Here is a 23,253-nt window from a genome sequence, read left to right on the forward strand (position 1 = left end):
TGGAAACGTGGCGCACGGAGAATCTCGTGCGCCACGCCACTGTGCGTCCCCCGCGGATTCGACGGTCTAGACGTCGAAGTACAGGTAGAACTCGTACGGAGTCGGACGGAGGGCGATAGGATCGACCTCATTGGCCCGCTTGTAGCTGATCCACGATTCGATCAACTCTGGCGAGAAGACACCGCCTTCGAGCAGGAAGTCGTGATCGCGCTCCAGCGCGGTCAACGCCTCCGGGAGCGAACCCGGGGTGCTCTTGATGCGGCGCAGCTGCGCAGGGCTGGCCTCGTACAGGTCGAAGTCGGCCGGCGCGCCCGGATCGATCTTGTTCTTGACTCCATCGATACCGGCCATCAGCAGAGCCGAGAAAGCGAGGTATGGATTGGCCGACGTGTCCGGGCAGCGGAACTCGATGCGCTTGCTCTTCTCGCTCTTCGAGTAGGTGGGGATGCGGATCGCGGCAGAGCGGTTCGCCTGGGAGTAGACCAGGTTGACCGGCGCCTCGAAGCCCGGAACCAGGCGGCGATAGGAGTTGACCGTCGGCGCGGCAAAGGCCAGCAACGCCGGGCCGTGCTTGAGCAGACCGCCGATGTAGTAGCGGGCGAATTCGCTCAGGCCGGCGTAGTCGTCCGGCGAGCCGAACATCTGGTTCTTGCCATCTTTCCAGATGGACTGATGGACGTGCATACCCGAGCCGTTGTCGGCAAAGATCGGCTTCGGCATGAAGGTGGCGACCTTACCGGCAGCGCGGGCCTCGTTGCGTACGACATATTTGTAGGTCTGGGTGTTGTCGCCCATTTTGACCAGCGTGTCGAAGCGCATGTCGATTTCGCACTGACCGGCGGTGCCGACCTCGTGATGGTGGATTTCGACCGGGATGCCGAGCTCGGCCATGGTCAGCACCATTTGCGAGCGCAGATCCATCAGCGTGTCATGCGGCGGGACCGGGTAGTAGCCTGCCTTGGGGCGAATCTTGTAGCCGAGGTTCGGCTCTTCGTCGCGACCGGTGTTCCAGAAACCTTCGACCGAATCGACCGCGTGGAACGACGATTCATTCGTGTGGGCGTACTGCACATTGTCGAAGACGAAGAATTCGGGTTCTGGACCGAAGTAGGCGGTATCGCCAAGCCCGGTCGCCTTCAGGTATTCCTCGGCGCGTTGCGCGACGCCACGCGGATCGCGGGAGTAGCGGACGCCGGAACGCGGATCGTAGATGTCGCAGAGGATGTACATCGTTGGGATCTGCGTGTATGGATCGATTTGGGCTGTGGTGGGATCCGGCATCATCAGCATGTCGGATTCGTTGATGGCCTGGAAGCCACGGATCGACGAACCGTCGAAGCCGACGCCGTCCTCGAAGATGTCCTCGTCCACATCGGCGATCGATTTGGAGGTGTGTTGCCAGGTGCCGAGAAGGTCGGTGAACCGGAAGTCGACGATCTTGACTCCCGCATCCTTGGCCATCTTCATCACGTCGGCCGGCGATTTCGCCATCGGTGCTCCCCTCTTGACCCGAACCGCATGAAACGTGCTCGGTGGACTGCGTTCGGGCCGCCGTTCGGCCCACAACAACCCGAAACTCTAGGGACTGGGCGAAATCACGTCATCGTGCAGGAGGGGAATTCAGACCGAAACCTGTGCGCATTGTCCAAATCCGTGCGGATGGCACGAAGACAGAACTCGGAATAACTGGCATTGCACAAGCCCACGCATGGTTTCTCACGATATTTTGTGCGTTGCGAACCGCATGCCGGCGCACGCCGCCCCGAATCGAGGCGCCGGCCAGATGGCCGGGTCTCTTGTTTCGGAGTCGATCGATGCGCTGGCACGTCATGCGGGTGCTATATGGGACAGCAGCAGTTGTTTCCTGCGTCGGGCCCGGTGCACGGCGGTTCGCCGCAGGGCACCATGCCTGCTTCCTCGCAAGTCAGGCAGATGTACAGGTCGCAATCGTAGTAGGGCCCGCACTCCGCCGAGGACCTGCATTCACCGCATCCATAGGCACCGGCGCATTGGAGACCTACCTCCGAGCACGGCACGCACGCTCCCTGACTGCACGCTTCGCAATAGTCGCACTCGCTGTCTTGCGCGCAGGCGTCGCAACAACAATTGAACGACCACGAGGGACAAGGCGCTGACCCGCACGACGCCATCCCTGCTTCCTCGCAGGTCAGGCACGTGTATAGATCGCAGTCGAAATATGGACCGCAGTCCTCGCTGCTTCCGCACTCCCCACAGACACCGCTATAGCATTCGAGCCCCATTTCGTCGCACCGGCGACATGCGCCATCGAAGCACGCATGGCAGGACGGGCAGTCGGCGTTCGAGCTGCATGCCTCACAGCAACAATTGGCTCGGCTGCCGGGACCTTCGATACAAGGAGGCTCCCCGCATGGCACTCGCCCTTCTACCTCACACGGCTCGCAAATATAGAGATCGCAATCGAAATAGGGTCCACACTGCTCGGACAAGCAGCACTCCACACAGGCATCGTCGCTGTTGCAGCAGCCATAGCCTGCCAGTTCGCAGCCGACGCACTCGCCGTTGGAACAGACCTGGCACGCGCCGCACGGCAGGACCGTGCAGAGATTGTCTACACATGCGCCACAGGCAGTCCCAACCTGAGGACAGTCGCTATCGGCGCAGCAGGCTCCGGGGAGGTCCGGAACGCAGAAGGGGGTCGCGGTGCCTTCGCCACAACAGAGCGATCCTTCATCACAGCAAAGATCGCGCGAGACGTGGTCGGCAGGGCAATGTACCCGCGGATAGGGGCAGCAGAGCTCTTCGCCATAGCAGACGCCGTAGCAGCAGGCGTTGTCGCAGCATTCACTATGGGACGCCCCGATACCGGCTGGGTTGCAGCAGTCGGGTCCGCACTTGTCCGGTGCGGAACCGGGACAGGTGCAAACGCCATTCACCAGCGCCTGCACCCCGGGACACTTGGCCGGCTTCGGAGTCGGCGTCGGACGTCGGGCCGCATGCGCTTCACCAAATTGGGACGCTCCCACGGCCGTACCGCCCAGACCGAGCAGGCCCTTGAGCAGCGTTCGACGATTGACGCCCGAAGCCACAGCCTTGACGAACGTATCGAACGAACGATTATCCATCTGGCTTTTCCTCCACTACGGTCCGAACATCGTTGCTCCAGAGTCTGACGATGAGATCGATGTCCATGTTCGGTTGGAGTTGTGGGTCAACTCTATCAGCGGAGATTTGTTACGTAAAGTAGTCTTGGCTGACTCCTGATTCCTGGCAGAACGACAGGTCCGACGCACATTGCCCATGCAACGTGCGAGAATTGGACGGTCGATGGAGTGGAGCGCTCGCGGGGGCGCGGTACGTTTCGGGTGAGACATGGGCAACGCAAGACCGGCAAATCGCAGCACGACGACCCCGGAGGCGCCGGGTGGCATGAAGACCATGCTCAAGCCAGGTTCGGCGCCCGATCGGTCGACCATTCCTGGGCAGTGGTCGGTCAAGGCGCCGGCGCCAAAGGGTCCGCCGACCCGACCGGCCTCGCAATATCTGACCGCCCAGGAACTCTCGCACGCGATGCCGCTGCCAGACGAGGCTGCCGAGCCAAGCGATTGGGAGCAGGCGCCGGCCTCGTTCGAGGAGAGCCGCAAGGCGTATCCCTGGCAGAACCCGCCGCGTCGCCCGACGCCATGGTTCACGCTGGGTGACGGCGTTGCCGCGGACGACCCCGCGCTGGCAGCCGGCGCCGATGGGCTTGCCTTGCAAATGGGGCAGCTTGCCGCGGAGTAATCCGCCGCGCGCCAATCGCCGATCCCGTCAGATCACACATTATTCGCCTGGTCATGTCCGCAAATTCGGCGGTTCGCGCCATGCTGCCGTTCGGGCGCCCCGAACGGATCGCTGCCGGGTTGGGTACAATCTGACAACCAGGCTGTCGGGCCATCCTTGCTGCGAGTTGCTCATCGAATAAGGAAGGCCGGGGGCGACCGGCTTCGGATTTCCGCGGGAACGGACCCGCCCAGATTCCGGAGCGATCGGAGATCAGAATGGCGACATCGCGAGAATCAACCAGGAAAAAGCGCTCTGCCGCCGCGACCAATGGCGACAAGCCGCACGTACCCGAGCTCTCCCCGGAGCTACTGCTCGAGTTCTATCGCAAGATGGTGCTGGTGCGGTACTTCGAGGAGGCTTGCCAGACGGCCTTCCGCCAGGGCAAGGTCGGCGGATACCTGCACATGTATATCGGTCAGGAGGCGATCGCCACCGCGCTGCTGGCAACGGTGCAGCCGGACGACCGGGTGATCACCGCCTACCGCGACCACGCGCATGTGCTGCTGCTGGGCAGCACCCCCAACGAAGTGATGGCCGAGCTCTATGGCAAGGGCACCGGGCTGGTCAAGGGCAAGGGCGGGTCGATGCACCTGTTCGATGTCAAGAACAACTTCTGGGGTGGATACGGAATCGTCGGAGGACATATCCCGGTCGGGGTCGGCATGGCGTATGCGCAACGGTATCTGCCGAACAATACCGGCATCACGCAGCTCTATCTCGGTGACGGCGCCATTCACAACGGCGCCTTCCATGAAGGAGCGAATCTGGCTGGGTTGTGGGGCAAACAGGGGCTCAACCCCTGCCTCTTCGTGCTGGAAAACAACCAGTACGGTATGGGCACCAGCATCGAGCGCGCCACGGCCAATACCAACCTGATTTCGAAGTTCGATTCGTACGCGATTCCCAACGAATCGGTCGACGGCATGGATATCGAGGCGATGTACGCCGCCGCGGTCCGCCTGACCGAACTGGTGCGGGAAACCGGCGCGCCCTACGCGCTGGAAGCCATGACCTATCGCCTTTCGCCCCATGGCGCAGCGGACTTCCTGGAGAAATACCGCTCCAAGGACGAGGTGCGCGAAGCGCGCAAGCGCGATCCGCTGGGCATTGCCGAGCAGAAATTGCTCGATCGCGATATCGCCAGCGACGACGAGATCGCCAGGATTCGCGAAGAGTTCCAGCAAGTTGCCGCGGACGCGATCAAATTTGCCGACGAGAGCCCCGAGCCATCGCTCGATGAGCTGCTCACCGATGTCTACGCCGAACCGGAAGCGGTCGGGTAGCAGGAAAGGACGTATCGTTCGATGCCTGTCATTACCTACCGCGAAGCCATCAAGTCCGCCATGTCGGAGGAGATGGAGCGCGACGAGCGCGTGGTCGTCATGGGCGAGGATATCGGCCTCTATGGCGGCACGCATCTGGTCACCGACGGCTTGCTGGACAAGTTCGGCCCGAAGCGGGTGATGGACACCCCGATTGCCGAGGGTGGCTTCACCGGCGCGGCGATCGGCATGGCGATGGCGGGCATGCGCCCCATCGTCGAAATGATGACCTGGAACTTCTCGTTCCAGGCGGCCGATCAGATCATTCAGAACGCGGCCAAGATCCGTTACTTCTCGGGCGGCCAGGCGTCGGTGCCGCTGGTGATCCGCGGTCCAAACGGCGGTGGTGTCCAGCTCTCGGCGCAACACACGCATAGCCTGGAAGGGTTCTACGGGCACTTTCCCGGTCTCAAAGTGGTCGCGCCGGCCACGCCATACGACGCGCACGGCATGATGATCGAGGCGATCCGCGACCCGGATCCGGTGCTCATCCTGGAAGCCGGCGCGCTCTACGGCACCAAGGGCGAAGTTCCGGACGAGGAATACACGGTTCCGTTTGGCAAATCGCGCATCGCGCGCGAGGGCACGGACGTGACCTTGATTGGTTACGGCCGGCAGGTGAATCTGCTGCTGAAAGCAGCCGAGCGGCTGGCGAAGGACGACGGCATCGATGCGGAGGTCGTGGACCTGCGGTCGATTCGCCCGTTCGACACCGTGACGATCGTGAAATCGGTCGAAAAGACCGGACGCGCGGTGGTGGTCGAAGAGCAATGGCGTTGGTTCAGCGTCGCGTCCGAAGTGGCGGCGCATCTGGCCGAGCATGCATTCGACTATCTCGACGCTCCGGTGGAGCGGGTGAGCGGAGCGGAAGTGCCAGCACCGTATGCCCGCAATCTGGAAATCGCGGCGTTCCCCAGTGAAGACGATGTCATCGACGCGGTGAACCGCGTGCTCTATCGGAGGTCGTGACCGTGTCCCAGGTGATCATGCCCAAAATGGGCGACGGAATGGAAGAAGGGACGCTGCTGCGCTGGCTGAAGCAGGTGGGCGACCAGGTGGACGCTGGTGACCCGATTGCCGAAATCGAGACCGACAAGGTGGCGCTCGAGATCGAAGCAGCCGAAAGCGGTTATCTGATCCAGACCATGGTGGGCGAGGGGCAAACCGTTCCGATCGGGACGCCAATTGCCCAGATCGGCGCCCAGGGAGAGGCACCGACCGCAGCGGCTCCCGTTGCGGAGGCGCCCAAGGCAGAAGCCGCACCCGCCGCACCGGCGCCCGCCCCAGAGCCGATCGCCGCCAGCGCGCCCGCTCCGGCTCCGGCAGCCGAACCGACGCCCACCGCGCCAGTACGCGCAGACGGCGAGAAGCTGCGCGCGTCTCCGCTGGTGAAGCGGCTAGCCGCCGAGCACGATATCGATCTCTCCGGCATTCCGGGCACCGGTCCGGGTGGACGCATCATCAAGGACGATTTGGCGCCCTATCTGACCGGCGCGCGGCCCAAGCCCGCTCCGGCGGCTCCGGCCACGGTCCCCGCGGCGGCGCCAGCCCCAGCGGTAGCTGCATCTGGCGGTGGCACACGTCCGGCCGGCATCGCGCGGGAGCAGAGCCGAATCCGCAAGACGACTGCCAAACGGATGGCCGAATCCAAGGCGGCCATCCCCCACTTCTACGTTGTGTCCGAGGTCGACATGACCGAAGCGCGCGAGTTCCGGGCGATGATCAACAGCGAAATCGAGGACAAGGCGTCCAAGGTGTCGTTCAACGATCTGGTCGTCAAGGCTGCCGCATTGGCGTTGCGCGATTTCCCGAACCTGAACGCGAGTCTCGAAGGCGAGACGCTCTTCGATCACGCGAATATCGACATCAATATTGCAGTCGCGATCGAGAACGGGCTGATTGCGCCCTTCCTGCCGGACACGGACAAGCTCTCGCTTGGCACGATCGCGAAGATGACCAAGGATTTGGCCGGACGCGCGCGCGAAGGCGGACTGCTGCCGGAGGAATACCAGGGCGGCACGTTCACCATCTCCAACCTGGGGATGTACGACGTTTCCGAATTCGTGGCGATCATCAATCCGCCGCAAGCGGCGATCCTGGCGATCGGTTCGATCAGCGAGGTTCCGGTCATTCGGGACGGCGAACTGGCGGTTGCGTACAAGATGAAGATCACCCTCTCGGCCGACCATCGCATCTCCGATGGCGCCGAAGCCGCGCTCTTCCTGCAGGCGGTGAAGGGGTATCTGGAGAAGCCGTTGCGGCTGGTTCTCTAGCAGGCAGCACGCGGCAGGCGGCAGGCAGAACGGCAGTATTCATGGGGCAGCTTTTGGTGTTCGAAGCTGCCCCTGTTTGTTGTGCTGGGCGAAGCGAAGGGTTTCCTGCGTTCTCGGACGAGGCTGGCGGAGATAGAGGTGCGAGCCGGAGGCGGCGATGGGGATGAATCATCCGGCGCCGTCGGAGCCGGGGATCTTTGGACGGGCGTTGCAGGGCGGGAGTCTGCAATTCCTCAAGAAGATCTACCGCTGGTTCAATCTGACGATCGTGCAACATGCGGTTTGGCCGTTGCTGGTGGCGGTCTTCGCCGCGCCGCAAGTGGCCGTGGAGGACACGCCCTGGGATTGGTACATCGGGCGGCTGGCGGGACCGCTGCTGGCGACAGTGCTGGCGCTAGCGTATATCCGCCGAGCAGCCGCGCGAGGGATCGAAGATACCGCACTGCCATCGCTCAGGGTGCCAGACGCGCCGGGCGGGATCGCCAAGCAGGCGCGCTATCTGTTGATTGGTGTGCCGGTCATGATGCTGGGCGCGCGGTTGCTGGCCGGCCCGGTCGATGAGGTCGTCAAGATCGCGCTGCTTGGGTTGTTCATGACATCGGCGTATCACGCGATCAATTTCTGGATCGTGCCGCTCGGGTTCGAACGCGGAGTTCGCGGGATCGATATCGGCACGGCGCTCTTCGCGGTGTCCTGGGGATTTGGGGATGTGCTGCGGGTGGGCGCGAGCGCTGAGGGCGGAAATCTGGCGATCGCGTTTGCGGCCGGACTGACGGCTGGCTTGTTGGTGGCGTTGGTCTGCCGGGGATTGCGGCGTTGGCCGGGGGGGACGTTTCCGGCTCCGATGGCGCAGTGGCTGGTGATTACCCTGGTGTTGGGGTTCACCGCGTAGCTCGAGCACAGATTGGCTTTCACGGGAAGAAGGGAACTCGGCCAGCGCCAACCGCCAGCCGCAAAGAATGACCCCTCCTACATCGAGCGCGTGACGCGAGCTGTGTTTGTGAGTCGGCTTTGCAGGATGATGACGATGAGCAGGAAGAGTCCACGGATGCCTTCTTTGGGCAACGGGGCGGCCAATCTCTCTTACCGCACTGTGAATTCAGTCTGCAATCGACACTGGTTCCATCTCTCACTTGATTGATCGCGAGTAGTTGGGGCGGCGACCGGCGAACGCAGATCGATTCGCTCGTCTTGCTGCCGAAGACGCCACAAACGATTACCAGCCCAATCCCGCTCGAACGCGAGCTGGACTCGGTCCGTCTTCGAGGCTATTCCGTCGATGACGAGGAAATCGAGACAGGCGCCCGGTGTGTCGGGGCGCCTGTTTTCGATCATACCGGAGCATGTGTCGGGGCGATCAGTGTTTCCGGTCCGACCATCCGAATGACCGAGGACCGGATTCCACGCATCGCCCCGGGCGTGCGCCGGGCTGCCGCCGCAATAAGTGAGCGGCTGGGGTATCGCTCCTGAATAACGACGGTCCGATTCCGAGCCCAATTTTCAGCATAAGTCGCCCGGGACGCACGCATCGAATCGATGGCAATATGTGAAGCCTTCGTCGCACTCACAGGCGCCTGCATCGCAGTGTTCGTTTTGCGCGCACTGGATTCCACAGCCGCCACAGTTGAATCGATCGGTCGAATAGAGCGCGCTATCGACGCAAATTCCGTTGCAGTAGACGTACCCAGCAGGGGCTTGCTCCCAGCAAAGATCGCGGCAATAGCAGTTGACACTGTCGAACCGGAGCTCAAATCCTGGACCGCATTGCAGATCGGGGCATGCATGCACGCACGCACATGTGTCCCAGTTGCGCACTTCGAGGCCGACGCAGAGTGAATGGCAGCTCCCGCCGCAAGCTTGCAAATCGGATTCGATGCAGGTGCACACTCCGTAGTTGGTGCATTCCTGACCTTCCGGGCAGCAATATGTAGAATCTCCCTCTCCGCACGTGAGCATTCCATCGTCGCAGACGCACGCGCACTGCGCCTCATCCCACCGTGTGGACAATGGACATGACGGCGCAGGACCGTCGGGTGACCCAGAGCAGGTCGACGATCCGCCGGACGATGTTGCGGTTGCCGCGACAGTCGCTCCGGCGTCCCTCTAAGTGGTCGCGTTGCCGTCTCCCTTTACAAGATCGAAACCACGCCAGTAGCCCAGCTCACCAGTCTCGAGGTCACCGAAACTCCCCGCAACATCCCCCACGCATGTGGAAAGCGGGAAGGCTCCCACGCCATGAAGAATCATCGGGCGCGCATCGGGACGCTCGATCCGCAGGTCGATTGCGTTGCCTCGCACGGTTCCAATGAGGTCGAGCGGCTTGCCCAACTCGGGCTCATAGCGACCATTCTCGAAGCGCCAATCGTTCTGCAGATCAAAACTGACCCGACCACGCGCGACCGCTCCCGCGTTGTCACCGGTGGCGACGGCCGCTTCGATTTCGAACGCACATTCCGTGGGAAGATCGCCTTGTGCCGCACCCGGTTGCCCGCGCATAAGCCCAGCGAGGATCAATCCCAGGCCACCCATGCCTGCAGCCTTCGTCATGTCGCGGCGAGAGCTGCGCCTCGCAAGTTCTTTCGACCATCGTTCGAGTGTTTTCGATTCCATAGAGTTTCTCCATATATTTGCTGCTCACGCTTGTAGTCCGAGCATTTCGCACGTGAACACGTGAATTTGCCGGCGGAGCTCAGTCCGCCTTTGGCCTCTAGCAACTATCGCCGGGAATGCATGCTCCAAAATTCTGACACCAGATGTGACCCTCTTGACATTCGCATTCGGCGTATCGGCAGACAGCATTCTGGGGGCAGACATTTCCACACGAGCCGCAGTTGTTCGGATCGGATGGGAACGTCAGGCTGTCAAGGCACATGTCATTGCAGAACACCCAGCTTGGCCCCATGGCTTCTTCACACAGGTCCTGGCAAACGCATTGGCCATTCGAACGGCGCAGTTCCTGTCCCGGGGCGCAGGAATACCCGGCACAGGGGTCCTCGCAGTTGCAGGTCTCCGGATTGCGGAATGTAATTCCAGTGCAGGGACTAAAGCACTCGCCGCCGCACCTCTCGTCTCCAGGTGTTCGGCACACGCACTCACCCGATGCACCGCAGATCGTTCCCTCGGGGCAACAGGTGTCGCCGCACTCTGCCAGTCCGAATTGGCAGACACAGGCACACGCAGCTTCGTCCCACATCCACTCGTCTGGACACGAGAGCGGCTCGCCACAGGCCGAGCCGAGCGCCGTTCCGGCAGGCGTTGCCACGATAGCGCCTTCACCGGCAGGTTTTGAATCCTCAGACGCTCGTCCTATGAATCGGCCCGTCCAAATTCCCAATTCGCCAGACTTCGTGTCGGCGAAGGTGCCATCGACCGCCCCAGCGCACTGCTCGATTGGCATTCTGCCAATGCCGGCGAAGACCGTCGGAGCATCGCCACCCGCTCCGGCGCGAAGCGACAGGGAGTGTCCCAATTGTTCGCCAACTACTTCGATGGCATTGCCGCCCTGAGCATGAAGGACACCACTCTCGATCGACCCATCGGAACGCATGCGCAGCTCGATTTCGCCCGACCAGTCGCGGCCCGGATCGTTCCCGACCACCACCGCTGCGTTCACCTCGATCCGGCACACCGACTCGGCAATCTGCGCTGCGGCACGGTCCAAGCCGACGCGACTCGAAACGAGCATTCCGACGCCACCGGCGCCGACGATCCTGGTCATTTGGCGACGGGACGATCGCCTAGCGAGTACACGAGAGAATCGATCGAACTTATTACTCTCCATATCGATGCTTCACCCATTCATTTCGTGCAAACCAATAAGATCTCTAGACTGCTGGCTCCACCTTTCGGAGCCGACTCCCTGACAACCTGCCGACGACCTCGTTAAGCCGTTTGCTCAACGTAGGACCGGAATTCTCGTCACGTGCCTCGCCCCACGGGTTCCCGCGCTTCGCCTCGTCCAGCGCTGCTCGGCGCATGGCACGCTTCTCGACCAACTCCTGCTCATAGCGATACAACTCGAACACCACATACAACCGGTACATATCGAACTCCCATTCACGATGCGGTCCCCAGACCAAATTCTTTCCAGCGCCCACCACTACAAGAACACTGGATTCCTGGATTCAAGGTAGCCCTGCGACTGGTGATCGCCATCGCAAGAACTACCCAAATGCGGGCGCGCACGCTGACCCGACGGTATGGTCAATTTCGCCCATACATCGAATGGGCCGGGGGATAGCATGAGCGGAAGCATCGATCAGCGCGACAAAAGTCCGAGCTCGGAGGCGCGCGCGATAGCCGCTGTGCGGGAATGGACATCGAGCTTTCCGTAGATCGCCTGTAAGTGGCGGGCCACGGTTCGCGGACTGATAAACAATCGTCGACCGATCTCGCTGTCCCCCAAACCTTGCGCCAGGAGCGTCAGCACCTGAGATTCGCGATCGGTCAGCAATCCTGCGCCGGCTCGGACGTTCAAATTCTCGACATGCGACGTCACTTCAGCACGCATCGTTTCGATCTGTCCAAGGATCGGACGAGCGCCCAGCGATTTGCATATTGCCTCGACCTGGTCGATTTGCTTGGCAGCTCGCTCCTGGTCGCCGAATCGGATCTCCATCCGCGCGATTGCAAGTTGGGTAAGCGCCTGCTCGTACTTCGCACGGGCCGCCTCTGCGATTTCGAACGCATCGAAAAGGAAGCGACGCGCTTCCATCTCATCGCCACTCTCGGTGGCGACGACGCCGCTCAGACGCAGCGCCCCTGCCAACGCGAGCGGCATCCGGGGAGACGAGGCGAGCTCCACGGCCCTCTTCGCGTGAGCGGAGGCCGCATCGACATCGTCAAGAGCGCGGAAATATGCTCCTCGGAGCGTTTCGCCCAGCGCGCGCTCGGGCAGGTGTTGACACCATTCCACCCAGCGCTCGTGCGCGTCGAGCCATTCTCGGGCACGATCGAGATCCCCTTCAACCAGAGAGAGCTCGGCGGCTAGCCGCCGGTGCGCCAACATCACTCCGAAATACAGGTTGCCATCTGGGGTGCCCAACGATCCAGCGGCCAGATAGGGCGTCAGTCGATCCCAGGCACTCGCATACCGGCCGCGCGCAAGATCAATTCGCTCGAGTGCGAGATCGACCTCGGGGCGCCAGAGAACGGCCGTGGGGTCTCGCGACGTCGCAGCGACTGCCAAGTCCCATTCGCCCTCCAGATAGAGCACGCGGAGGAGATTTTGCCGAGCATCCTTTGTCTGGCGCGCAAAGAATCCGCCGGATTCTTCAAAGGCAATGCGGTATTCCTCCACGAGCCGTTGCCGTTCGTCGAGATCGTCCGTGGAGTAGGTCAGCGCAAGGTCCTGCAGCTCGTATTTCAGCACCCAGGCCCGGGCGAACGCATTGCCGGTCGCTCGCGCAACGTCGCGCGCCGCGCGCAAAGCGGCGCGCGCCCGGGGAGGGTGTCCAAGGAAGGTGCTGGAAATGCCAAGCGCCATCAGGACCGCAATGCGCTCTCGCGGCGACAAGGCGGAGGGCTCTGCCACGGCTTGCTCCAGGAGCGAAGTCGCCGCTTCTGCCGCGTCCCGATATCGACCATAGAGCATCTTCCATTGAATCAGATCGCCCCGGGACGGCACATTGCTGGGAACAGAGTCTCCCAAATCTCCCCTTGCCTCCTTTGGCAGAAGCTCCCATGCATCGAAGGCGGATTGGATCGCCTCCAGCACGGGTTCGCCCATGACCGCGTGCAGCCGAGCCATGGTCCAGCGAGTGGCCACCAGCAAAGCACGATCACCACAACGCTCGGCGATCGCCAGAGCTTTGCCGGCGGCCAGCAATCCGTCCATCGGAGCATGAAAGCGGTGCGATTCCGCGAGCTCTCGCAGGAGCCAACCGTGTATCGAGTCTTCGACGGCGACTCCGGGCGAGCCAAGCGCTTTCTCGAAAAGGGCGATGGCATCCGGGGCGGCATCGGCAGCTAGCGCGACACGCCCGGCACGCAGCAGCCACTCACCTGCCCGCGGATCGGATGCCGAACGAAACTGCTCGGCAATGACACCTGCCGGAGCCATACCCTGGCTGAGTAACTCACCAACCCGACGATGGAGCAAGGTACGGCGCGGAAGACTCAAGCGGCGGTAAAACGACTCGCGAATCAGGGAATGGCGAAAGCCATATCCGTTCAGATCCGGCAGCTCGACGATGAGGCGCGCGGCAAGCGCTTCGTCGACTGCTGCGGCGAATGAGTCTTCCGAGAGATCGAGCAGAGACAGCCAGAGTTCTAGCGGGATTACCCCATCGAAGACAGAGGCGGCCTGCAATTGCATAACGGTCGCGTCACTCAGTGTTGCAATGTGGTTGGCGACTATTTGCTGCACCACCGGCGGGACCGCGGGCAGCTCCAGGGCACCGCCAGGAGCCTCCGCATCGCCGCTCGACAACACGCCATGGAATTCGAGCGTGAGCAGCAGTTCCTCGATGAAGAGCGGAATTCCGTCCGCATAGCGGTCCAATAGATCCACGACTCGCCGCAAGGCATTCGCGCCTTCCGGATACCGATCGTCCATCAAGTCCGCGATGGCTTCGCGATCGAGCTTCTTCGGCATCACTCGTAGTGGACGGTACTCACGCACAATTTCGGGCAGGCGAATGGCAAGAGCGGACTGCTCTCCCAGCTCGACATCGCGATAAGTGCCGATCAGCAGGACAGGGAAGTCGTCGATGCCGCGCGCGATCTGGGCAAGGAGGTCGACCGAGGCGCGATCGGCCCAATGGAGGTCTTCCAGCGCAAGCACGCTAGGACGCTGCAGAAGTCCTCGAAGCGTTCGCTCGATTTCCCGGGCCTCCGCAGGGTCGGGCTCGCGATCGACACCGGCGATCAAATCGATCCAGGGCGCTAATGGGGTCGAGCCGAGCGATTCGAAGCACTGTCCGAGCAGGCCGGGAAGCCCCATCGCGTGTGCCGTTGCCATGAGCGACCGTAGGAGACTGGTCTTGCCGATGCCCGCTTCCCCCCCGATCAAGATGAAGCGCCCGTGACCGCGCACTGCCTCGTGCAGCGCGCCCTTCAGGAGCGCGATTTCACGGTTTCGCCCAACCAGACGCTGGGGCTGCGGCGACTGGAAAGCGGTCGTCCTACGCTCCATCTCACCAGTTCTCGAATGCAGGTTACGTTGGCATGAGCATAGCCGAAATCCGCCAATAGCCTGCGCCTGGTCGCTCGCCGGTCACTTGCGAAGTTCTCCGTACGCAGCTTGCGAGCAGGGCGCCCGTTAGGCGCCCTGTGATGAGCGCTCGAGCTTGCAAATCCGGTCGTTTACGGCTGGCCTTTGGCCATCCATTCGAGGGCGTCTTTGCGGTCGATCGAGATGACGTCGTGGTCGACGATATGAGACTTGAGGGAACCGCGGAAGCAGGCGGTGAGGATCGTATCGATGTCGATGCTGAGCAGCTTCGCCAGTTCTTTGGGCGTCAGGGTCTCCTGCGCCATCAGTTCCTGCATCGATTTGTCCGAGTGATCGTAGATTTCCAAGAAAGCGCTCCCTTTTCCAGCGTCTGGGACGTCCGTTCGATTCTGACAACAGAGGATACCCGAAGGATCACTCCCGATCGGCAAGCAGACGCTGCGCGATCTCCAGGGCGCGCTCTTTGTCGCCTGGAGCGAGCTCGCCATCGAGCACCAGCTCGCGCAGATGATCCTTGATTTCGGCGATCCAACGACCCGGCTTGCGGTCGAACGCGGCCATCAATTCGTCGCCATCGAGCGGGCTCTTCCACTGATCGGCTTCGCGCTCGGCCTCCAGGCGCTCGATGTGGGACCGCAACCCGGCGATACGCTGCGCGGCGGCGTGCTGGCGAAATGCGCGGGCGGAGGTGACATCGGCCGCGGCGAGATCCAGCAGATCGTGCAGCTCGTCACCGGCATCGAGCATGAGCCGTCGCACGGCGCTATCGGTCCAGCTGCGCTCATAGGTGCCCGGGCGGCCATGAAGCTCGACGATATGGCTGACCGCGTTCACCGTGGCGCGGTCCGCGTGCAAGCCTTCGAGCACCTGTTTCGCCAGGATGGCTCCTTCGCGCTCGTGGCCGATGAAGTGAATCTCGCCATGCGCATCGTAACCGCGCGTCATCGGTTTGGCGGCGTCATGCATCAAGGCAGACCAGCGCACCACCGGGCGTTGCGGAGCCTTGTCCACGACCTTTTTCGTGTGATCCCAGAGATCCTTTTCCCGATGAATCGAGCCGCGTTCGCCCGTCTCGAGCGAGAGCGGTTCCAGTCCGGGCATCGTCAGCGCCAGCAAGCCGGTCTGCGCCAGCGTTTCGAGCGCATGGGAGGCATAGGTGCCGGTCACGAGACGGGTGAGCTCGGCATAGACCCGTTCTTTGCTGATGCGCTCGATCTCGGGGGCCATTTCGTGCATGGCATCCAGCGTGTCGACCTCGATCATGAAACCAAGCTGGCTGACGAAACGGGCAGCGCGCAAGAGACGCAACGGATCCTCATCGAACCGTTGAATCGGATCGCCGACTGCACGGATGATGCCCTGGTGCAGATCGGGTTGCCCCCCGAAGGGGTCGATCAGCTCACCGGTAAGCACGTCGACGGCCATGGCGTTGATGGTGAAATCGCGCCGGGCCAGGTCGCCGATCAGGTCGGCGCCAAAGTCGACCTGGGGATGGCGCGTCTGGTCAGGGTAATGCTCGGAGCGGTAGGTCGTGATTTCGACCGGAATCGGTTCGTCGTCGCTTTCGACCCGAAAGACGAACCCGATGGTGCCGAACTTCTCCCCGATATCGTAGATGGAGGACGCGCCGACGGCCGGAGCGAGGGTTTTCAGCTGTTCCGGAGTCGCGTTCGAGGTGAGATCGAGATCGTTGACCTGGAAGCCGAGCAGCGCATCCCGCACGATGCCGCCAACCAGCGAGAGCTCGTATCCGGCATCGGAAAATGCCGCGGCCAACCGTTCGACCACATGGGCATGTCGAGGCTGAAGCATGACCGCCGCGGACGGTTGACGTTGCATGGGAAGCGACATTGCAGTCGGAGCTCGGGCCAGAATCGTGAGCACCGGCAACCCTCGCCGGTAACGAGCGGCCAGTCTACCGCATCGAGGGAATGGTCCAGTGTCCAGGGTCCGATGTCCAGTGCAAAGCAACTGGGTCCAGGCGTCGAGCACTGGACCCTGGACTCTGGACACAGGACCCGAGTTAGGCTGCCGGCGTTGCTGTGTCTGTCACCTTCTCGGCGGTGCGGAGGGTTTCGAGGATGGTTTCCAGAAAAGCGGTGGCGCCGGCGTAGCTGACCGGAAAGTCGCGGTTCCAGAGACCGACCTGACCGGCGACAACCGCGGGCATGACGGCATAGACCGGCTCGCCCGCCAGGTCTTCGGCGGTGAGCAATTCGCTATAGACGTCGGAGAAGATGACATCCGCCGGGTAGCGCATCGCTTGTTCGGTGCTCAGCTCTTCCCAGAACTCGGTCGCCATCTCGGAATCGGCATTGATGAAATTCAGGCCGAGGGTGGTGAGCCATTGCAACTCGGAGACGTCCTTTGGTCCGCCGACATAGATGAGATCGGCGCCGAAGTTGGCGAAGAGATTCGCCACGTCGGATTTCTCGGCGGCAACCTGCTGGAATTCGGCGATCTTGGCTTCGTAGGCCTCGCGCGCGGCGGTTATCTCGGGTGCGTCCAGGTCCGCGCCGAGGGAGCTACCCAACTGCACCAGACGATCGACGAGCACATCGGTCGGAGCCATATCGGTCACCACCAGCACCGGCGCGATTGCATCGATCTGCTCGAGCAGATCGGGCGGAACGCCGTTGGTTTGCGCCGGATCGGTGCGGTCGAAGGTCTGGGTGAGGACGATATCCGGATCGAGCGTGAGGAGCATTTCCGGCTCGATGTTGCCATCGGCATTGCCGACGTTGACGACCTGGTCGGCTGGGATATTGCCCCAGGCGATATGGTTGCCGTCGGGGTAGTTCGAGACGGTCCAGTCGAACACGCCGACCGGATGAATCCCGAGATCCCAAAGCGCGGCGGCCGTGACGATGTTCGCGACGATGCGCACCGGGGCTTCCGGGAGGGTCACGGTCGTGCCAAGGACGTCGGTATAGGCCCATTCGCCGGCGGCTGGGGACGCGTCCTGAGCGCCGGATCGTGGCGTCAGCACCGCGGCGGCAGCCAGGGCACTCATGCCGCCCAGCATGGCACGGCGAGAAACGGTCGAATCGATACGCAGGGTCACGAACTGTCCTTTCGAGCTCTACCGGTCGCGGCGCCAAGGGCATCCGCGTAGCGACAGATATCATACTAAAACAGTCGGATATCTGTGTGAGGACGTGTTCGCACGTGGAAGCGTGGGCAAATCCCGGTAAAATCGCGGTTCCGCCTCCCCAGACGGGAGGTTCTCGCACCCAGCCGGAAAGTCCTGTGCCCGACGCGACCAAAGATCCTGCTCGTTCCGCGCTCGAAGTCGTCGATCTCTCGGCGACCTTCGTCGAGGATCGGCGCCGCCTACAGGTGCTGCGCGATGTCTCGTTTTCCGTGCAGACCAACGAGTTCGTCGCAATCGTGGGACCTTCGGGAAGCGGCAAGACGACCTTGCTGGATATTTTGGCCGGGTTGCTGTCGCCGGACAGCGGTGAGGTCCGGTTGAACGGCAGATCGACCGACGCGGCAGGACGCCTGGGGAAAACCGCCTATATGCATCAGCGCGATCTGCTGCTCCCCTGGCGCACCGCGTTGCAGAACGCCGCGCTCGGGTTGGAAGTCCGGGGGATCGAAGGGTCGCAGGCACGGCAGATTGCGATGGAGAGCTTTCCCGCGTTTGGATTGCAGGGTTTCGAGGAGCGCTATCCGGCGCAACTCTCGGGAGGGATGCGGCAACGGGTGGCGTTTCTGCGCACCATGCTGCCTGGAGTGTCTCCCCTGCTCCTGGACGAACCGTTCGGGGCGCTCGATGCCATGACCCGCGCGACGAGCCAGGCATGGCTCCAATCGCTGCTGGCCGAGCATCCCCGCACGGTGGTGCTGGTGACACACGATATCGAAGAAGCGATCGTTCTCGCGGACCGCATCCTGGTGCTCTCCGAACGGCCGGGGACCGTTCGATATGTCGAGACCATCGATACCCCACGGCCGCGGCCGCGCGCCTTCCTCACCTCGCCGGAATTCAACGAGATGCGGATCCGGTTGCTCGGCGAGCTGGGGTTGATCGACGAGCAGTCCGCCTGATGAACGAGGAAACGCCCGTCCAGGGTGAATCGTGGATGAGCCGGGTCGGCCGCTGGTTGTTGCCGTTGGGTCTGATCGGGCTCCTGCTGCTGGCGTGGGAGTTCTGGGTCCGCTGGCGCGACACGCCGCAGTGGTATCTGCCAGCCCCAAGCGCGGTGTGGCATGCGCTCGTCGATAACTGGCAATCGATCCGTAGCGATGCCTGGGTGACGTTGCAAGAGGTGCTGGTCGGATTTGGCGTTGCCGTGCTGGTCGCCATTCCGGTGGCAGTGGCGATCGAGCGGGTGACGGTGCTCGAGCGGGCGCTCTACCCCCTCGTCGTGGCGACCCAGGCGATTCCGCTGGTGGCGCTGGCGCCGTTGCTGTTGATCTGGTTCGGACACGGGATCATGCCGAAAGTGGTGATGGTGGCGCTGATCTCGTTTTTCCCGATTGTGGTGAGTTTGGTGGACGGCCTGCGTTCCGCCGACCGGGAAACACTCGATCTGCTGCGCACGATGGGAGCGAACGGTTGGCAGCAATTCCGGTTGGTGGAAGCGCCTTCGGCACTGCCGGCGTTCTTCTCCGGAGCGAAGATCGGTATGGCGGTGGCGGTGATCGGCGCGGTTATCGGGGAATCGGCCGGATCGAGCGCCGGGTTGGGTCATGCCATTTCGCTCTACAGCGCATCGCTCAAGACGGATCTGGTCTTTGCCTGTGTGTTGGTTCTGGCGCTCATGGCCATCGGGTTGTTTGGGGCGATTGCGGTGCTCGAACGGGTGGCGATGCCGTGGCGCAAATGGGTGGTGGAGTAGCGCCGACGACGCTGGCCGCGCCGGTTCTGGCGCCAGCGGCGATCGCTTCGATGGCTTGATCGGTGGAAAGCACCCACCCGAACGCGTCGTCGATCGTCGCCAGTGTTGCTGCCTGCATCGAGCTGGCTGACAGACCGGCCGTTTCGCCTGTGGCCGTGCCGTCGCTCAGGAAGAACACGCGAAAATCGCGCGCGACTGCCTCACGGGCGGTCGTATCGCAACAAATGTTGGTGGCGATCCCTGCGACGATGACGGTATCGATCTGCTTGTTCCGCAGGATCAATTCCAGATCAGTGCCGTGGAAGGCGCCATAGCGTGGTTTCTCCACCAGCAGATCACCCGGTTCGACGACGAGGTCACGATGCCAGGCTGTTGCATGACCACCGTCGCTCAGTATCCCGGCCCGCACCGCGGCGGAGAGTTCGCCCAGGATTCCCATATTCGAACCATCAGCACGGAGCACATGCCTCGTGTGGATGACCAACACCTCAAACATCCGGCAGCTCGCCGCCAATCGGTTCGTTCGTTCGAGGGTCGCCAGGCCATCGGGCGCGGCCAGTTGTCCCTCGACGAAGAGATTCTGAAAATCGATGGTCAGGAGCGCCGTGCGTGACGGATCGATGACAAAGTCGGCCATGGGACGCCTCCGGGATACGAGAACCGGCGCGGAGACCGGTGCAAGACCGATCTCCGCCGTTCAAGTGGTGTGACTACGCGGCCGGCGTGGCCTCGGTTGCGGGCGTCCAGGTGGGGAAGCCCGCGAGCGGCGAACCAACCGCATCAGCTGACTCGATTGGAAGTCGCGTCGCATGCGCGGTTGCCATGCCAGAGGCCACGACAGAGCCGTCCGGCGCGACGATGGTGAAGGTGCAGTCGCAGGACCACGCGTTGCCGGTCTCATCGACCACATGGAGTCCGCGAAGTACGGCGTAGCCGCCTCCATCGGCGGCAAACACACCAGCCATCGTCACCGATCCAGTCGAGCCATCGGTTGCTTCCCAGGCGCCGGAAACCCAACGGGTGGCGCCCAAACCGAAGACCGAACCGTCCGAGGTGAAAATGCCGACCTCCGGGAGATCTGTGTCGGTGGCAATGTCGGTATCGACCATCCAGGTTCCGATCAGGGGATGGCCCTCGAGTGAAGCGGGCGTTGCATCCTGAGCGGAGGTCTGGAGATCGCGCATCCCGCTGATGGCGATGCCTCCAACGATCACAACGACCGCGATGATTGCCGCGAGCTTCCGTACACTGAGCATTCCATTCCTCGCTTCCTGTAATCGCTTCGCGCTGCCAACGGCCGCCCAATGCGGTGCGCTGGGTCCACTTCGAATGGACGTAATCACGCTACGACGAGAAACGGCGCTTTTCCTCCGGAGAACATACGTGGTTTCAAGGCATCTCGGAACGGGGAGGGGTCCTGCGGAGTGTCCGCGCCTCGTCGCTCGCATGGATGCAACCGCATAGGACTCGGGACCAACGCCGTCGGCCGTGAACCGCCTGGACTATGCGCCCGGACCAACCAACAATCCGAGCGCACGCGCCCGGGCGACGGCTGCACGTCGATTGGGCGCGTCCAGCTTGGCAAGAATGTGGGCAACATGACCGCTCACGGTGCGCCGGCTGAGGGAGAGAAGCTCGGCGATCTCCTGATCGGTCTGCATTGCGGCCATTAGTTGAAGGATTTCCCGCTCTCTGGCTGTCAACTCACCAGTGGCCGCCGGCCGGCGCTGGACGACACGAGGAACCGAGACGGCCGACGCTTGTTCGACGGCTGCAGCGAGTGTCATCGACTGACCGGACTGGATGTATTCAGATGCAATCTCTTCGCCGAGATGAATAGTCGCTACCCGCTGCGCCCGGTCGCGGCTGAGACGTGCAGCCGACAGGAGAGGCGCCCCGTGTTCCCGGGCCAGCGCATCGAGAAATCCGACCAGGCTGGCTGCTGTTCGTGGTTGTCCGTGCATTGCGGCCAGATCGGCCAGGCCGCCAAGCGCCAGCGTGATGAGCCAGCGCTCTCCGGCATCGAACCAGAGAAGCAGGGCCTCGTGGAAAGCAGCGGCGGCGTTTCGATCGTGCCCTCTGGCGCGGGAAATTTCCGCCAATCGGCTGAGCGCGGTCGCGATGCCACTGGGATATCCAGCCGCGCGAAACAACTCCGCTGCATCTTCCGCGCATTGGACGGCCAGTGGAAGATCGCCTTGTCCCAACGCAACACGGCTGAGCAAGGTACCGGCCCACGCCTCTTCAACTGACGCACCCAGCGCGTGCCATTCGTCGCGCACGCGCACAAGGTGAACGCGAGCGTCCTCCCAGTGGTCCTGAATTTCCTCGATCATGCCGAGCACGTGCCGTGCATTGGCGATCACCTCAAGGTCACCAAAGCGTTCGGCAATGGCAAGACCTCTATTGGCCATGACGGCTGCTTCGTCATACGCGCCTTCTGCCCACAAAATGAGGGCAAGTCCGGTGAGGGCGCGTGCTCGGTGAACCGTCGCCGCGTCTTCGCTCATTGCGATCGCACGTTCGAGCCAGCGCCGCGCTTCCTGAAAATGGGTGCGCGCGTGCCAATACACTGCCAGAGCGCCAGTCATGCGCAAGAGGCGGAGGTCATCTCCGTGCCGTTCGAACCAGTCGAGCGCGGACCGTACGTTTGGGAGCTCGATCTCCAGGCGTTGAATCCGCGAATCGACACGCTCGAGCGGATCGATGCGGTTCGGATGAAGGTCTTCGACGAGATCGAGAAAGTGCTCAGCGTGCGCTGCCTCGATGACAGCTGCTTCGTTCGATGCGGTGAGCTGCTCGATTCCAAATGCCCGAATCGACTCGAGCATTGCAAATCGAGGAGTCGAACTGAATTCTGTTTGATAGAGCAAGCCTTGATCGACCAACTCGGTCAGGGCCGGCATGGGGTCACACGTTGAGCCATCAACCCGCTCGCAGAGCCGTTGGATCGCTGGGGGAGCGCATGCACCCGCAAAAACCGACAAGCGCCGGAACAGCCCTTGTTCGGGTGGGCGCAACAGATCGTAGGACCATGCGATCGTGTCGCGCATGGTGCGTTGCCGATCGGGAAGATCCCGCGGACCATCGCCCAACCAATCGAGCCGATTTGGTATCTCGGCCAGCAGCATTTCCGGCGAGCGCGTTCTGCAACGGGCCGCTGCCAGCTCGATCGCCAACGGAAGGTTGTCCAGCCGATCGCAGACCTCGGAGATGTCGCGCCGTTGCGCGTCGTCGATCTCGATCTCGAAGTTGGGGCGCACAGCCTGGGCGCGTTCGATGAACAGACTCGATGCTGCCGGAGGCGAAAGCGGATTCACCGGGAAAACGCGCTCCGCGCGAATACGCAGTGGAGCGCGGCTGGTGGCAAGCACGTGCAGTCCGCCACACCGAACGAGCAGATCTGCCACGATGCCGGCACACGCTTCGATCAAATGCTCGCAATTGTTCAAGACCAGGAGACATGTTCGGTTACGAAGGGCCTGGGCAATCGTTTCGCTCGCTGGTCGCCCATGCGGCAGCGTGATCCCAAAGGACATCGCGACGGATGGCTCGATCAGCACGGGATCGCGAATGGCTTCCAGGTCGACCCAGTGAACGTCGTCGGAAAAGGACCGGAGCGCATCTCCCGCTCCCGCGATGGCCAGGCGCGTCTTGCCAACACCACCGGGCCCGGTAAGCGTGATCAGTGGCGAGCGCTCCTGGCAAATCGCTCGCCGTATCCATGCCCGTTCCTGCTCCCGGCCGATCAGCATGGTGCGAGGAACGGGGAAACTCGACATCCCCTGCCAGCCGGAATCGCTTCCCCCGGTGGGACTACCGGTTGCACGGTC

At 62.6% G+C, this 23,253-nt stretch carries 18 protein-coding genes; 9 read left to right on the forward strand and 9 right to left on the reverse strand.

Translation table 11 applies throughout. The annotated features are described in order from the left end of the window. Window positions 1-66 precede the first annotated feature (66 nt). Complete coding sequence (gene glnA, locus R2855_06325; protein MEZ4530631.1) at window positions 67-1,491, reverse strand: type I glutamate--ammonia ligase; 1,425 nt, start codon at window positions 1,489-1,491, stop codon at window positions 67-69. A 1,860-nt stretch (window positions 1,492-3,351) separates the two neighbouring features. On the opposite strand from glnA, the gene R2855_06330 reads away from it, so the two are divergent. The 6 genes from R2855_06330 to R2855_06355 all read left to right on the forward strand — a co-directional run bounded on the left by R2855_06330 (window position 3,352) and on the right by R2855_06355 (window position 8,869). Further along, entirely contained in the window at window positions 3,352-3,762 is a 411-nt protein-coding gene (locus R2855_06330) for a hypothetical protein (GenBank protein ID MEZ4530632.1), read from the forward strand. 257 nt (window positions 3,763-4,019) lie between these two features. After that, window positions 4,020-5,087, forward strand: coding sequence for a thiamine pyrophosphate-dependent enzyme (locus R2855_06335; protein ID MEZ4530633.1), 1,068 nt, complete (start codon window positions 4,020-4,022; stop codon window positions 5,085-5,087). Window positions 5,088-5,108: 21 nt separating this feature from the next. Continuing rightward, complete coding sequence (locus R2855_06340) at window positions 5,109-6,095, forward strand: alpha-ketoacid dehydrogenase subunit beta (GenBank protein ID MEZ4530634.1); 987 nt, start codon at window positions 5,109-5,111, stop codon at window positions 6,093-6,095. Continuing rightward, the gene (locus R2855_06345) at window positions 6,092-7,399 is read left to right on the forward strand and encodes a dihydrolipoamide acetyltransferase family protein (GenBank protein ID MEZ4530635.1); all 1,308 of its coding nucleotides are present in this window, start codon (window positions 6,092-6,094) and stop codon (window positions 7,397-7,399) included. The genes R2855_06340 and R2855_06345 overlap by 4 nt, the downstream gene beginning before the upstream one ends. A 157-nt stretch (window positions 7,400-7,556) precedes the next feature. Then, a complete protein-coding gene (locus R2855_06350) occupies window positions 7,557-8,291 on the forward strand; it encodes a hypothetical protein (GenBank protein MEZ4530636.1) in 735 nt (244 codons plus the stop codon). Between the two features lie 245 nt (window positions 8,292-8,536). Beyond that, window positions 8,537-8,869 carry an IclR family transcriptional regulator C-terminal domain-containing protein gene (locus tag R2855_06355; protein ID MEZ4530637.1) on the forward strand — a complete coding sequence of 111 codons (333 nt, stop codon included), beginning with the start codon at window positions 8,537-8,539 and terminating at the stop codon, window positions 8,867-8,869. A gap of 633 nt (window positions 8,870-9,502) precedes the next feature. Here R2855_06355 and R2855_06360 read toward each other — a convergent pair. After that, window positions 9,503-10,009 carry a hypothetical protein gene (locus tag R2855_06360; protein ID MEZ4530638.1) on the reverse strand — a complete coding sequence of 169 codons (507 nt, stop codon included), beginning with the start codon at window positions 10,007-10,009 and terminating at the stop codon, window positions 9,503-9,505. A gap of 859 nt (window positions 10,010-10,868) precedes the next feature. Between R2855_06360 and R2855_06365 the strand changes: the two genes are divergently transcribed. Next, complete coding sequence (locus R2855_06365; protein ID MEZ4530639.1) at window positions 10,869-11,285, forward strand: hypothetical protein; 417 nt, start codon at window positions 10,869-10,871, stop codon at window positions 11,283-11,285. 372 nt (window positions 11,286-11,657) lie between these two features. Here the strand turns inward: R2855_06365 and R2855_06370 are convergent, their stop codons facing one another. The 4 genes from R2855_06370 to R2855_06385 all read right to left on the reverse strand — a co-directional run bounded on the left by R2855_06370 (window position 11,658) and on the right by R2855_06385 (window position 17,637). Beyond that, on the reverse strand, window positions 11,658-14,534 hold the full coding sequence (locus R2855_06370) for an AAA family ATPase (protein MEZ4530640.1): 2,877 nt from the start codon (window positions 14,532-14,534) through the stop codon (window positions 11,658-11,660). A gap of 170 nt (window positions 14,535-14,704) precedes the next feature. Beyond that, a complete protein-coding gene (locus R2855_06375; protein ID MEZ4530641.1) occupies window positions 14,705-14,920 on the reverse strand; it encodes a hypothetical protein in 216 nt (71 codons plus the stop codon). Window positions 14,921-14,987: 67 nt separating this feature from the next. Beyond that, window positions 14,988-16,424, reverse strand: coding sequence for an HD domain-containing protein (locus R2855_06380; protein ID MEZ4530642.1), 1,437 nt, complete (start codon window positions 16,422-16,424; stop codon window positions 14,988-14,990). A 172-nt stretch (window positions 16,425-16,596) separates the two neighbouring features. Next, on the reverse strand, window positions 16,597-17,637 hold the full coding sequence (locus R2855_06385) for an ABC transporter substrate-binding protein (protein ID MEZ4530643.1): 1,041 nt from the start codon (window positions 17,635-17,637) through the stop codon (window positions 16,597-16,599). Window positions 17,638-17,822: 185 nt separating this feature from the next. On the opposite strand from R2855_06385, the gene R2855_06390 reads away from it, so the two are divergent. Then, entirely contained in the window at window positions 17,823-18,626 is an 804-nt protein-coding gene (locus tag R2855_06390; protein MEZ4530644.1) for an ABC transporter ATP-binding protein, read from the forward strand. Continuing rightward, on the forward strand, window positions 18,626-19,420 hold the full coding sequence (locus tag R2855_06395) for an ABC transporter permease (GenBank protein MEZ4530645.1): 795 nt from the start codon (window positions 18,626-18,628) through the stop codon (window positions 19,418-19,420). The genes R2855_06390 and R2855_06395 overlap by 1 nt, the downstream gene beginning before the upstream one ends. On the opposite strand, the gene R2855_06400 is transcribed toward R2855_06395, so the two are convergent. The 3 genes from R2855_06400 to R2855_06410 form a co-directional block, all read right to left on the reverse strand. Next, entirely contained in the window at window positions 19,341-20,057 is a 717-nt protein-coding gene (locus tag R2855_06400) for an isochorismatase family cysteine hydrolase (protein ID MEZ4530646.1), read from the reverse strand. The two genes, R2855_06395 and R2855_06400, sit on opposite strands and share 80 nt — an antisense overlap. Before the next feature lie 73 nt (window positions 20,058-20,130). Further along, window positions 20,131-20,676, reverse strand: a complete 546-nt coding sequence (locus tag R2855_06405) for a hypothetical protein (GenBank protein MEZ4530647.1) — start codon at window positions 20,674-20,676, stop codon at window positions 20,131-20,133. Between the two features lie 246 nt (window positions 20,677-20,922). Continuing rightward, complete coding sequence (locus tag R2855_06410) at window positions 20,923-23,202, reverse strand: LuxR C-terminal-related transcriptional regulator (GenBank protein MEZ4530648.1); 2,280 nt, start codon at window positions 23,200-23,202, stop codon at window positions 20,923-20,925. Between the last annotated feature and the right edge of the window lie 51 nt (window positions 23,203-23,253).

It is taken from the genome of Thermomicrobiales bacterium, assembly GCA_041390825.1.
Lineage (GTDB): Bacteria > Chloroflexota > Chloroflexia > Thermomicrobiales > UBA6265 > JAMLHN01.